The organism is Oleiphilus sp. HI0132 (assembly GCF_001635845.1).
The window spans coordinates 1-12,584 of sequence record NZ_LWGJ01001122.1; the positions used below are offsets into that span (position 1 = coordinate 1).

Below are 12,584 nucleotides of genomic sequence, written 5' to 3' on the forward strand. Positions count from 1 at the left end.
TCGAATTTCTGGATGACTGGGAAGAACGTTACGCATATATCATCGACCTAGGTAAATCACTCCCGGCATTTCCTGAAGCAGAGAAGACTGAACTAAACCTGGTCCATGGCTGCCAAAGCCAAGTCTGGCTTGTTCACTACTTTGACGAAGCCAGCAACAAGCTTTTCTTTTTAATTGAGAGCGACGCCATTATCGTCAAAGGCCTTGCCTCTGTTGTACTGGCGACACTTAATGCACGCTCACCTGCCGAAATCGTCGCTAAAGATGTTGAAGCAATATTCAATGACATGGATCTGATGCGTCATATCAGCCCAACCCGAGGCAATGGCTTGCGCTCTATGCTTGAACGCATGAAGAATATCGCTGGAAATTTTTAGTTTTTAACGAACGTAAGCAGAGGGTTCCACCCCTTATATGGACTCTCCGTGCTAACCCGCCAGCGAGCCGTGGAAGGGTCTGCCTACAGATAAGGCAGACCCTTTTTTAGAGATAGAATCTTTATTTTTGAGGTGCTTCAGGTGCTTTAATGGCTTCGGTAAAAGCATTCAATTTTTGTTGGGCTTCAGTTAACTGACGCTGAGCCTGATCAAGTTCCTCTTGGGCCGTTTGTAAGCTCTGGCTCTTTTCTTTGAGTTGGCTGTCTTTTTCATTCAGTGCTTGCTCGAGCTTCATTCTTTGAGTTTGTTGTTCACTCAGCGAATCTTCATGCTTGGCTAAGAGTTCTTGTTTTGTTGCGAGTTCGCCTTTTACGTTTTCAAGGTGATCTTCCTGATAATCAACCAGTGCCTCGATAATATCGATGGTTAAGTATTTATCTTCTAACTGGTTTTTGAGTTCACTGAGTTGTTGTGCAAGGTTATCAGCTGACTCCACTAGGGATGCTTTCTCCGAGGCGCTAGTTTCCTGGTCGCCTTTAAGTAGCTGTATTTCTCTTCGAAGTTGGTCGGTGCTTTGTTTTAGCTCCAACAGCATACCTTTGGTTTTATCCAGTTCAGTTTTTTTACTGGCTAAGGTAGTGGTTTGGGTAAGCACCTCATCCTGAGTCAAACTGAGAATATTTGCGAGTTTATCAATATTCTTTGAGGCGGAGGCTATTTGGTTGTAGTGAAGCTGCTTCTTGGCAAGTTGCTCGTAGGCAAAATAGCCGCCAATAATACAAGCGATAAGCATAATCGGCAGAATAATCATCGCGGGTTGGCGGCGAGACTCAGCTGCCTGCTGTGCCGTGTTAAATGCTTCTCTCTCATGTTGGAGAAGTGTATTGTCTTCTTTAAGTTTACGTTCGCGTTTTATTAGGTCTTGAGTTTTTAACTGGTTAGCGCGCTCTTTTTTGGCAACGCTATCTTGGTGCGCTTTAATGCGTTCTTCAGTTTTCTGCTGCTGGGTCGCTTGACGGTTTAGTGCATCTTCTTTTAGTTGAAGTGCACGAGATTTTTGTTCTAGTTGTAACTCTTCTGGCGACGCCATGTGATCAAAGGTCCTATTAAATAATACTGGAAACCTTTTAATAGTAGCTGATAAATAGCGTTTTGCTTACTATGCACAAGTTCCAGTCACCACCTAAAAAGGCTAGACGGCTTCAAGCTTTGCATAAGATAGAACTAGCCACTTACTGCCAGCTTCTGGGAAGTTAACTTGAATACGTGCATGGGCACCTTGGCCTTCATAATTGAGTACAGTGCCTTCACCAAACTTGCCATGCCGAACAACTTGACCTAGTTGGAATTGCGAATCGCCAACTTGCATATCGCTGCTTGAAGATTGGCTGAAGGAGACCGGTGTAGAAACGCTATTCTTTATGCGAACTTCTTGTATTAGCCCTGGTGGTATCTCTCGTACAAAACGAGACATGGGGTTGAACTTCTCTTGGCCATACAGGCGTCGTGACTCGGCATAGGTGAGCACTAACTTCTCCATTGCGCGAGTGACTCCGACATAACAGAGTCGGCGTTCTTCTTCTAGCCTTCCAGGCTCTTCCATCGACATCTGGTGCGGGAATAGACCTTCTTCCATACCTGCCAGAATCACGAAAGGGAACTCCAGGCCTTTTGCAGAGTGAAGCGTCATTAGTTGCACGCAGTCCTGATGTTCTTCGGCTTGTTGCTCGCCTGCATCCAAGGCTGCCTGGGCAATAAAGCTAGCTAATGGGCTTAGCTCGTCATCTTCAGCTTCGAAATCTTTGGTTGCCGATAAAAGCTCATTGAGGTTTTCAATGCGGGCCTGGCCTTTTTCACCCTTTTCTTTCGCATGAAACTCTTTAAGCTGCGATTGCCCGATAGCTCTTTCGGTGAGTTGGAATAAGTTTAGCTCGTCTTGTTCTGCACTAAGTTCATCTATCATATCGATAAAGGCATTCAGAGAGCCATTGGCCTTGCCTTTAATCAGGCCTAGCTGCAAACGTTCGACGCAGGCCTGCCAGAGAGACACTCCCTGATCTCGAGCGTGTTCACGAATATCGCTAAGGGTCTTATTGCCAACACCACGAGTTGGTACGTTTACCACTCGTTCGAAGGCGGCATCATCGTGTCGATAATAAACCAAACGTAAGTAGGCGAGGGCATTACGAATCTCTTGACGATCGTAGAAGCGTAGGCCGCCATAAATTCGATAAGGGACAGCCTGGCGAATTAAAAATTCTTCAATGACACGCGACTGTGCATTGGAGCGGTAGAGAATAGCGCATTGTGAACGTAGCTGGCCTTGGTTCACCCAAGCATTGATGCGGTCAGCAATATAGTTGCCTTCGTCTTGTTCGTTGAACGCGGCATAAAGGTCTATCGGTTCACCTTCACTGCCATCAGTCCATAGCTCTTTTCCTAAACGTCCGCTATTGTTTGAGATCAAAGCATTGGCCGCGTTCAGGATAGTGCAGGTCGATCGATAGTTTTGTTCCAGCTTAATAACTAAAGGCTGGGCAAAGTCGTTTTGGAACTGTTGAATGTTCTCTATCTTCGCGCCACGCCAGCCGTATATAGATTGGTCATCATCGCCCACTACCATAATGGGGATTCGGTTGCCTGCGAGTACGCGAAGCCAGGCATATTGAATGGTGTTAGTATCTTGAAATTCGTCGACCAGAATATAGCGAAAGCGATCTTGATAATGAGCAAGCAGGGCTGGGTTGTTCAGCCATATTTCATGAGAGCGAAGTAAGAGCTCACCGAAGTCGACCATGCCGGACTGTTGGCATTGCTCTTCATAACGTTGGTAGAGCGTTGCCATTACTTGATCGAACTGGGAATGAGTCGGCGGTAAATAAGCGGCGCGAACGCCTTCATCTTTTTTACTGTTGATAAAAGACTGAACTTGCTTAGGCGGCCATCGCGACTCATCGATGTTCATTTCACGCATGATTCGCTTTACGATCCGAAGCTGGTCGTCGGAGTCGAGGATCTGGAAGTTATCCGGAAGATTTGCTTCTTTGGAATGTGCGCGCAGAAAACGGTGAGCAATGCCATGGAAAGTACCAAACCAAAGGTTTCGTGCAGGCAGGTCCAACAATTGCTCGATACGGCCCCTCATTTCCTTGGCAGCTTTGTTAGTGAAGGTCACTGCCATAATTGAAGAAGGGCTTAAGCGTTCAATTTCCATCAACCAGGCAATTCGGTGTACCAATACTCGGGTTTTGCCACTTCCGGCTCCAGCAAGAACCAATAAGTTTTGCATAGGTGCAGCAACAGCACTGCGTTGTGCGTCATTCAAACCGTCAAGAATATGGGATACGTCCATGGGGGTATTTTTACCGAGAACTAATGATTATATGAAAATATTGCTGCTCATCTTACAGCAGCTATGTAAGAGATCAAGATGTGTTGGCTTGCTAAATGTAGGACGAAAAAAAGGGCCTCAAAGGCCCTTTGATATCCGCTGAACTCACGGAAACTTTGACTGCTAGAAAAGAAAGTAGATATATAAACCAATGTGGCTACCGTCAGAATCAGGGCCTGAGTCTACTGAGCTACCATTGTACTTTGTTACTTCGTAGTTTATATCGACGTACCTTAAAGCAATGACTGCACTATCAGAAGTCTTATATCCGTACTCTATAACTAAGCCGCTGGCATCTTCGAATTCAGCATTCTCGTCAAGCCCAATATCATCTGATTCTGCTTCAAATTCTGGGCTGGTATGTAAAGTCAATCCTCCACCAAAACGGTGCTTATCATAATTATAGAAGCCTAATAGTTCGACTGGAATGCGCGTGAAGTCACCATCACCGTTTTCGGCTAATAAGGCATCAAAGTGATAACCAATGCTACTTTGTATAGAGTATGTATCATTGATGTTATAGATAAGACCCAGTTTTAGATCCAATAAACCGCCTGCAGTGAGCTCTTCAGAGTCACCATTGGTGTATTCTACCTTGAGTAAGTCATCTCCCCCAAAAGTAAAGCCTCCAGCAGTAAAGCCTTGGAAGGTTTTCGTAGAAGTTGGTGAGTAATTTTCGGCTAAGGCGATATTGCTGCTAATAGAACATAGCAAAATAACCCACATCCCTAATATCTTTCTTAAACGATTCATTATTAATCCCTTTTTATGCATTAAATTTTAAAGGCGGCAGTATAGTGGACGGATTATCTTAGGTCTATTGATCGTTGAGAGTAGCCACTAAAATTGAATTGTCATTATTTGTTGTTAAGCTTTTCTCTAAATGTTTGTGTTTCAGGTTATACTTCACTCATGATCAATTTTGGCCAACTAAAAGCGCTTTTAAGTAAGCATCGAACTCGATCTGAAGCAGCTTCAGAGGCCAGGCGGAACGCGGAACAAAGTCAGCAAATCTATCAAGCGCTGGTCGATGAACGCAAGTTACGGCAAGCGTTAGAAGCTCAGCTAGTGCAAAAGAGTACCGACCTCGAACTTGCGATTCGAGATCGAACCAAAGAGCTTGAAGACAGTAACAAGCAACTCAGTGAACAAATTGCCCTGCGACAAAAGATCAGTGACGCCTTGGTAAAAAGCCAGACGCGCTTAACGCAGGCTATGGACGCAGCGCGTTTGGGCTTGATCGACTGGGATCTTGATCAAGCCCAGTTTTACCAGTCAGACTTCCATGAACTCTTCGGCGATAAAGAACTGACTACTGAAGAGCATATACATAACCTGAAAACGATTATTCACCCGGCAGACTATGTTGATGTTCGGGCGGCCGTTAACGCTTGTTTGGAAGGCGGTAAGGGAGAGTACCAACTTCAATATCGAGCCCAGAGTGGTGACGATTGGCTATGGATAGAAGAGAGCGGCAAGGTTGTTGATCGGGATGCAAAAGGGCGGGCTCTGCGAATTTTGGGGACCCGGCGTAATATTCAGTCCGAGCGCGCTCGTGATGAACAAGTTCGCTTGGCTAAGTCGGTCGTTGATCATACTTCAGAAGGTGTTTTTGTTCTGGATGCTAACTATCGCTTCCTGTCGGTTAATCCTGCTTATGAGAAAATAATCGGGCAGAGTGCGGAACAGCTTGTTGGGCAGAAGATTGATTGTTTGAGTGATACGCCTAAGCGTCAGGAAGCCTATGCCCAGATATTTGAAGAGGTACAAGCCAAAGACCTATGGCAGGGTGAATTATTAGAGAAGCGATACCATGGTGATTACTTTCCCCAGTGGACTCAGATCAATGCCATCAGGGATCGCAACGGACATATACAATACTATGCCGCAATGCTCTCTGACCTGTCTGTTCGACAAGCTGCTGATAAGAAACTCAATTACTTACTTAATTATGATGACCTCACTAAGTTAGCGAATCGCAACCAGTTCAAAGATCAGTTACACCGCGCTGTGGTTCGCTACAAAGATGAAGGCTTACCTTTCGCCTTAGTGACCTTGGATATTGACCGATTCAAGCAGTTTAATGATAGCTTTGGTCATGATGCGGCTGATGAGTTGCTCAGGGAAATTGCTCGACGCTTGTCTGCGAATGTACAGAAGGTTGATATTCTAGCCCGTGTTGGAGGCAACGAGTTTGCTTGCGTCGTGTCCTGTAGTCCGACCTTTGACGTAATGAAGTTTGCAGAGCGACTTTTTAAAACTGTGACCCATCATAATTATGATATATCGAGTGAGGAAATCGCTTTATCTTGCAGTATGGGTGTCGCACATGTTCCTGAACATACTCAGGATATCGAAACATTGATGCAATATGCGGCCTTGGCGGTGCAGAAAGCTAAATTCCAGGGAGGCGATCAGATCCAATTGTTTGATGATAGTCTTAAGCAGTTCTCTAGAGAACGTCTGGAAATGGAAAATGCATTGCGTAAAGCGTTGCAAAGAAGTGAGTTGGAAGTCTATTACCAACCGAAGCTGGATGTCAGGTCGAGAAGGATTAATTCTTGTGAGGCTTTGGTGCGTTGGAATCACCCCCAAAAAGGGCTCATTTCGCCTGCTGAATTTGTCAATATTGCTGAAGAAAGTGGTTTGATTTCTGAGCTAGGAGCCTATGTGCTTGAAACTGCTTGTCGCCAGGTTAAAACATGGCAGGAACAGGGCTTAGGTACTATTTGTGTTGCCGTAAATTTGTCACCTAGGCAGATTCGTGATCAAAACTTGAAAGGTATGATTAAGAGTGTGTTGGAGTCGAGCGGTATCTCGCCAGCATGTTTGGAATTAGAGCTAACAGAAAGCGTCATAATTGAAGACTTTCGCGCCGGTTTGAGTTGCTTGCATGAATTAAAAGAACTAGGGCTTAAAATTTCTATAGATGACTTTGGTACCGGGTATTCATCATTAAGTTACCTAAAAGAATTGCCGGCTGATACGCTAAAAATTGACCGTTCATTTGTTGAGGGGCTTGAAAACTCCAAAGCACAACTCGCGATAGTCAAGGCTATTATCGTGTTGGGTCAGAGCTTGAACCTTCGTGTGGTTGCAGAAGGTGTCGAGAATCAGGCCCAGTTGTCACTATTATCGCAGCATGGGTGTGATTATATTCAGGGCTACCTTGTCTCAAGGCCATTGAATGTTAGTGACATGGAGGCGTTGTTGAGAAAGCAATGAATAACATTGCTTCTCTTAAAGGTAAGTCAATCTATAATCTTGGGGCTTAGAAACCACCAATGTCTCCATCATCCTGAATACTAAGACGATCAGTTGTTGCTGATAGTTGGTTAGGCGATGAGGCGTCTGCTCCCAGTTTTATCATCAAACGTAAATCGTTCGCTGAATCTGCATAGGCGAGCGCATCTTCATAAGTAACATCTCCAGCTGAATACAGGTCGTACAGGGCCTGATCAAAGGTCTGCATACCAATATCTCGCGATTTGGTCATTATTTCCTTCAACTTATGAATTTCTTTTTTGCGGATGAGGTCTGCACATAAAGGCGTGTTGAGTAGCACTTCGATACAGGCTCGGCGGCCTTTACCATCGGGCGTTGGAATCAATTGCTGGGCAACAATTGCCTTTAGGTTTAGGGATAAATCCATCCATATCTGGTTTTGCTGTTCAGGCGGGAAAAAGTTAATGATCCGGTCGAGTGCTTGGTTAGCGTTATTAGCGTGTAGTGTTGCCAAGCATAGGTGTCCAGTCTCGGCAAAGGTGACCGCGTAATCCATCGTCTCCTTACTACGAATCTCACCAATCATGATAACGTCTGGTGCCTGCCTCAAGGTGTTCTTAAGGGCAATTTCAAAGGTTTCTGTGTCAATACCGACTTCACGCTGGGTGACAATACAGTTCTGGTGTTGATGGATATATTCAATAGGGTCTTCGATAGAAATAATATGACCTTTACTATTTCTATTTCGGTGCCCGATCATTGCTGCGAGAGAAGTTGACTTACCCGTGCCCGTTGCACCGACAAAAATAATCAGGCCACGTTTTGTCATTGCTAACTGATTGATGGTTGTAGGTAGACCCAAATCTTCAATGCGTGGAATATTAGTTTCGATTCGACGCAGCACCATACCGCACAAATTTCTTTGCATGAAGGCACTTACACGAAAGCGGCCAATGCCACGGGCACTGATAGCAAAGTTACATTCGCTTTTCTCAGTGAACTCGTCACGTTGTTTCTCTGACATGACATCAAATACAATCTCACGACATTGTTCGGGCGTGAGTGCGTGCTTGGTAACAGGGACGAGCTTGCCGTGGATTTTGATGCTCGGTGCGACACCAACAGTAATAAATAAGTCAGAGCCACCTTTTTCGACCATGACTTTTAAGAGTTTTTCAAAATCCATGTTACATATCCTGAATCATTTTATCTTTGTTCATAACGCGGCCTAAGTTAGAAATTCTCAGGGATCTTGGCTTTTTCTCTTGCTGTATCACGAGTGATAAAGCCCTTGCTTAGTAGGTTCTGCAAGCACTGGTCGAGTGTTTGCATACCGATTGATGCGCCCGTCTGGATAGCACTGTACATCTGGGCGACCTTATCCTCACGAATCAGGTTACGAATTGCAGGGGAGCCGATCATAATTTCATGTGCAGCAACTCGGCCACCATTGGTCTTTTTCAACAAGGTCTGAGAAATAACAGCCTGTAAAGACTCGGAAAGCATTGATCGAACCATCGCTTTTTCTTCTGCAGGGAATACGTCGACGACACGGTCAATCGTTTTAGCTGCTGAGGTGGTGTGCAAGGTGCCAAATACCAAGTGACCCGTTTCTGCTGCGGTCAGTGCCAAACGGATGGTTTCAAGGTCACGAAGCTCACCAACCAGAATAATATCGGGGTCTTCACGAAGCGCTGAACGTAGCGCTTCGTTAAAGCCCAAGGTGTCCCGATGAACTTCACGTTGGTTCATTAAGCACTTTTTACTTTCATGAACAAATTCGATCGGGTCTTCAATCGTTAGAATGTGGTCGTAGCGGTTGTCATTGATATAGTCGATCATGGCGGCCAATGTGGTTGACTTACCAGAACCGGTTGGCCCTGTTACCAGAACCAAGCCGCGTGGGACTTCAGCAATATCTTTGAAAACCTGGCTCATTCCCAGGTCTTCCATGGTGAGTACTTTCGAAGGAATAGTACGGAATACTGCGCCAGCACCACGGTTCTGGTTAAAGGCGTTTACACGGAAGCGAGCAACACCGGGTACTTCGAACGAGAAGTCAGTCTCCAAGAATTCTTCAAAGTCTTTTCGTTGCTTGTCATTCATTATGTCATAAATCAGTGAATGAACTTCTTTGTGCTCCATCGCTGGCAGGTTGATACGGCGAACATCACCGTCAACACGGATCATTGGCGGTAGTCCGGCAGATAAATGTAAATCGGAAGCGCCTTGTTTGGCGGAGAATGCCAGCAGTTCAGTAATATCCATGGTCGTCCTCTAAAGCCTATAACTTTGTATCTTAGATTTTTAAATGAGAAAGCTGATCCAGAAGGATAAAGCTTGTTAATACAGGTTGTTTTTGCTCAAATGCATGTCGACTTTAAGACACGCCACGCAAACTTATATTATGAACTTCAGCATAGCAGACAAGCTCCAGAACGTAAGAAAAAGGATACAAAAAGCCACAATTGATGCCGGCCTAGCAGAAAACTCCGTGCAGCTCCTGGCGGTGTCGAAAAAGAAGCCTGCTGAAGCAGTCTTTGAGTTATTTAAGCAAGGGCAGAAAATATTTGGCGAGAACTATCTTAATGAAGCGCTTGAAAAGCAGATAGCGGTCAAGGCTTTATTGACGAAAGAAGGCAATGCCGAAGATATCGTCTGGCACTTTATTGGCCCGATTCAGTCGAATAAAACGCGGCCGATTGCTGAAAGCTTTACTTGGGTGCATAGTGTTGATCGCATAAAAATAGCACAGCGTTTAAATGATCAGCGCCCGGACACTTTATCGCCACTGAATATTTGTATTCAGGTGAATATTGATGAAGAAGAGACTAAATCGGGCATATTGTTGAGTGATTTGCCTGAGCTTTGTCGAGCACTAGAAGATATGCCTCGTTTGAAGCTACGCGGCTTAATGTGCATACCTCAAGCAAATCAAAGTGAAGAGAGTTTGAGCACCGCGTTTACGAAGATGAAGTCGGCATTTAATGATCTGCAAGAAAGCTATTCGAGTGTCGATACTCTCTCGATGGGAATGTCTGGTGATATGGAGCAGGCAATTGCCTGTGGCTCAACAATGGTCAGAGTTGGAACCGCTTTGTTTGGCGAACGCTAGAGCTTGGAAACAGTTTTTGAATTTTTGAACAGGAAGTGAACTAACAATGAACTTGAATGAACAAAAGATCTGCTTTATTGGCGCAGGTAACATGGCACACGCCATCGTTGGTGGCCTAGTAAAGAAAGGTTTAAACGCAAGCAATATTGTAGCAACTGCACCAAACCTTGAACATCGGGAAGCGATGCAGAACACATGGCAGGTCGAGGTAGATGAAGACAATGCTCGCGCTGTTAGCACGGCAGATATTGTCGTGCTCAGTGTAAAGCCTCAGGTACTGCAGTCGGTATGTGAGTCATTGAAAGGCAGCCTTAGTCATCGTCCTCTAATCATCTCTATTGCGGCAGGCATTGGTTTGGACCTGCTGGCACAGTGGTTGGGCTCTGAGCAGGCATTGGTGAGATGCATGCCGAATACCCCAGCCCAGGTACTCAAGGGTGCGAGCGGCTTGATCGCGAATGCGAATGTAAGCGATGAACAAAAGAACTTGTCAGATGAATTGTTTCAGGCAATTGGCTTGGTTGAATGGGTAGATCAGGAAAGCTTGATTCACTCAGTGACGGCCTTGTCAGGTTCAGGGCCAGCGTATATCTTTTTGATGATCGAAGCGATGGAAGCAGCCGCGATAAAACAAGGGCTCTCTGCAGATACGGCTCGAAAGCTGGCAGCACAAACCGTAGCGGGTGCCGCTGAAATGGTGCTTAGTGGTGATGTGGCACCAGCCCAGCTAAAGCGCAATGTGATGTCTCCCGGCGGAACAACAGAGCGAGCGATTCATACTTTCGAAGAGAAGGGCTTGCTTGAAATTGTCGATGAGGCAATGCAGGCCGCAGCAGATCGATCAGTAAGCTTGGCAGAAGAGCTGAAGGCTTAAACTATGAAGATTGCATTGCTGCTGACAGGTTCCGAGTTGATGACCGGTGATATTGTTGATAGTAATTCGGCGATGATCGCTGAATACTGTCTTGATCAAGGTATTCAGGTGGCTTACAAGGCGACCGTTCCTGATGAACTAGACCTATTGGTTTCAGAAATAGAGCGCTTAAGTCAGCACTTTGATGTTCTGATTGTTAACGGTGGCTTAGGGCCGACAACAGATGACATGACGGCAGAAGCTCTGGCTAAAGTTCTAGGCAAGCCAATCAAGCAGCACGAGCAAGCTCTGGCACACCTGAGCTCTTGGTGTCAGCAACGCAACTACCATTTAAGTGATGCCAACAAAAAGCAGGCGATGCTGCCCGAAGGGATTGCTTTGCTGGCAAATAGTATCGGTTCTGCAGTGGGTTTTTGGGCGCCTCATAATGATTGTCAGATTTATTGTACTCCGGGTGTACCGAAAGAACTTGAGCTGATGCTGCGTGAGGAGATCTTACCGAGTCTAAAGGTTACTTTACCGAGTGATATTGAGGTGAAGCGCCTTCGCTACCGCGTTTTTGGTTATGGTGAATCAAAACTTCAGCAGGTGCTGGCTCAGACCTTTCCGGATTTGCCTGCTTGCATTGAGATAGGCTTTCGAGCCTCTCTACCTCTAATAGAACTGAAACTGAAGGTTGATAGGCTAGAACATCATGCTACTTTAGGTGAATGGGGCAAGAAGATAGAAGCATTGCTTGGTGATCATATTGTCACTAAGGATCAACGCTCTATTGCTCACGTTGTCGTAGATAAGCTTAATGCCGAAAGTAAAACGCTTACCTTTGCCGAGTCTTGTACGGGCGGCAAGATAGCTTCTTTAGTGACAGAGATTAGCGGCGCATCGGCAGTGTTTGAAGCGGGTGTTGTCTCTTATTCCAATGAGATTAAACATCGAGTACTTGGCGTGTCGCAAGACTCTTTGGATAAGTATGGTGCTGTGAGCGAGCCTGTTGTCAGAGAGATGCTGGCGGGTGTGCTCGAATTAAGTGGTGCAGACATAGGAGTGTCGGTATCAGGCATCGCTGGTCCAAATGGCGGTACCGAAGAAAAGCCAGTTGGTACTGTTTGGGTCGCTTGGGGTGCAAAGAACAATATCAAAGCACGTGAATTCTACTTTCCGGGTAGCAGGGTGTTTTTTCAGGAACTAGTTTCAGCCTTAGCTCTGGATTTGGTCCGGCGAGAATTGATTGATTCAAGTGAAGAACCGGAATATTTTCGTGCCAGAAAAAAGCCGGGGTCAGAGTAGAGTAGCGCTTACTTAAGCTGAATTGAGACCATGCTATAGATAAGCTGTAAAAGTCGGCACGCAATGAAATAGCGGTTTCGACTAGAGCCTACAAATACCCTGCCTAAACTTTGTCAGCAAAGTGCCATAACTTGCTGTTGAAGGTGCAATTTAGTTTTGGCCTAATCTTCATGGATTAGGGTACTGGAAAATTAAGGCTTTTCTAAAGCGGCCTTTTTTGAACTTAATCAATAATACTTAAAAATAGATCAAAAGAGGATATTTTTCCCTATTGTTCAGGTGTATTTTTTATGGATTATTTATTAACAAAACAAA

At 45.3% G+C, this 12,584-nt stretch carries 10 protein-coding genes; 5 read left to right on the forward strand and 5 right to left on the reverse strand.

Annotated features, from left to right (window positions below):
- Positions 1–377, forward strand: a 377-nt coding sequence (locus A3766_RS14985) for a SufE family protein (protein WP_068642453.1), incomplete at its 5' end; no start/stop codon positions are given.
- A 121-nt stretch (positions 378–498) separates the two neighbouring features.
- Here the strand turns inward: A3766_RS14985 and A3766_RS14990 are convergent.
- The 3 genes from A3766_RS14990 to A3766_RS15000 all read right to left on the reverse strand — a co-directional run bounded on the left by A3766_RS14990 (position 499) and on the right by A3766_RS15000 (position 4,521).
- The gene (locus A3766_RS14990) at positions 499–1,467 is read right to left on the reverse strand and encodes a hypothetical protein (RefSeq protein WP_068552667.1); all 969 of its coding nucleotides are present in this window, start codon (positions 1,465–1,467) and stop codon (positions 499–501) included.
- A gap of 102 nt (positions 1,468–1,569) precedes the next feature.
- On the reverse strand, positions 1,570–3,729 hold the full coding sequence (uvrD, locus tag A3766_RS14995; RefSeq protein WP_068515938.1) for a DNA helicase II: 2,160 nt from the start codon (positions 3,727–3,729) through the stop codon (positions 1,570–1,572).
- A gap of 162 nt (positions 3,730–3,891) precedes the next feature.
- Positions 3,892–4,521 (reverse strand): hypothetical protein, encoded by a 630-nt coding sequence (locus tag A3766_RS15000; RefSeq protein WP_068512737.1) that lies wholly within the window; start codon positions 4,519–4,521, stop codon positions 3,892–3,894.
- A 159-nt stretch (positions 4,522–4,680) separates the two neighbouring features.
- Between A3766_RS15000 and A3766_RS15005 the strand changes: the two genes are divergently transcribed.
- Entirely contained in the window at positions 4,681–6,993 is a 2,313-nt protein-coding gene (locus A3766_RS15005; RefSeq protein ID WP_068552672.1) for a bifunctional diguanylate cyclase/phosphodiesterase, read from the forward strand.
- 46 nt (positions 6,994–7,039) lie between these two features.
- Here A3766_RS15005 and A3766_RS15010 read toward each other — a convergent pair whose 3' ends face one another.
- On the reverse strand, positions 7,040–8,179 hold the full coding sequence (locus tag A3766_RS15010) for a PilT/PilU family type 4a pilus ATPase (RefSeq protein ID WP_068552674.1): 1,140 nt from the start codon (positions 8,177–8,179) through the stop codon (positions 7,040–7,042).
- A 47-nt stretch (positions 8,180–8,226) separates the two neighbouring features.
- A complete protein-coding gene (locus tag A3766_RS15015) occupies positions 8,227–9,261 on the reverse strand; it encodes a type IV pilus twitching motility protein PilT (RefSeq protein WP_068515927.1) in 1,035 nt (344 codons plus the stop codon).
- 139 nt (positions 9,262–9,400) lie between these two features.
- Here A3766_RS15015 and A3766_RS15020 point away from each other — a divergent pair, with 139 nt between their 5' ends.
- Genes A3766_RS15020 through A3766_RS15030 form a run of 3 tightly spaced genes read left to right on the forward strand, consistent with a single transcriptional unit; the run spans position 9,401 to position 12,269 of the window.
- Positions 9,401–10,108, forward strand: coding sequence for a YggS family pyridoxal phosphate-dependent enzyme (locus A3766_RS15020; RefSeq protein ID WP_068515979.1), 708 nt, complete (start codon positions 9,401–9,403; stop codon positions 10,106–10,108).
- A gap of 46 nt (positions 10,109–10,154) precedes the next feature.
- On the forward strand, positions 10,155–10,982 hold the full coding sequence (proC, locus tag A3766_RS15025; protein WP_068552677.1) for a pyrroline-5-carboxylate reductase: 828 nt from the start codon (positions 10,155–10,157) through the stop codon (positions 10,980–10,982).
- Positions 10,983–10,985: 3 nt separating this feature from the next.
- Positions 10,986–12,269, forward strand: coding sequence for a CinA family nicotinamide mononucleotide deamidase-related protein (locus A3766_RS15030; RefSeq protein ID WP_068515918.1), 1,284 nt, complete (start codon positions 10,986–10,988; stop codon positions 12,267–12,269).
- The last annotated feature ends 315 nt before the right edge of the window (positions 12,270–12,584 follow it).

What these genes read in the sequence shown, in the direction of transcription:
- A3766_RS15020 (WP_068515979.1), top strand. Translation starts at nt 9,401, where the DNA reads ATGAACTTCAGCATAGCAGACAAGCTCCAGAACGTAAGAAAAAGGATA.
- A3766_RS15005 (WP_068552672.1), top strand. Translation starts at nt 4,681, where the DNA reads ATGATCAATTTTGGCCAACTAAAAGCGCTTTTAAGTAAGCATCGAACT.
- A3766_RS15010 (WP_068552674.1), bottom strand. Translation starts at nt 8,179, where the DNA reads ATGGATTTTGAAAAACTCTTAAAAGTCATGGTCGAAAAAGGTGGCTCT.
- uvrD (WP_068515938.1), bottom strand. Translation starts at nt 3,729, where the DNA reads ATGGACGTATCCCATATTCTTGACGGTTTGAATGACGCACAACGCAGT.
- A3766_RS15015 (WP_068515927.1), bottom strand. Translation starts at nt 9,261, where the DNA reads ATGGATATTACTGAACTGCTGGCATTCTCCGCCAAACAAGGCGCTTCC.
- A3766_RS15030 (WP_068515918.1), top strand. Translation starts at nt 10,986, where the DNA reads ATGAAGATTGCATTGCTGCTGACAGGTTCCGAGTTGATGACCGGTGAT.
- A3766_RS14990 (WP_068552667.1), bottom strand. Translation starts at nt 1,467, where the DNA reads ATGGCGTCGCCAGAAGAGTTACAACTAGAACAAAAATCTCGTGCACTT.
- A3766_RS15000 (WP_068512737.1), bottom strand. Translation starts at nt 4,521, where the DNA reads ATGAATCGTTTAAGAAAGATATTAGGGATGTGGGTTATTTTGCTATGT.
- proC (WP_068552677.1), top strand. Translation starts at nt 10,155, where the DNA reads ATGAACTTGAATGAACAAAAGATCTGCTTTATTGGCGCAGGTAACATG.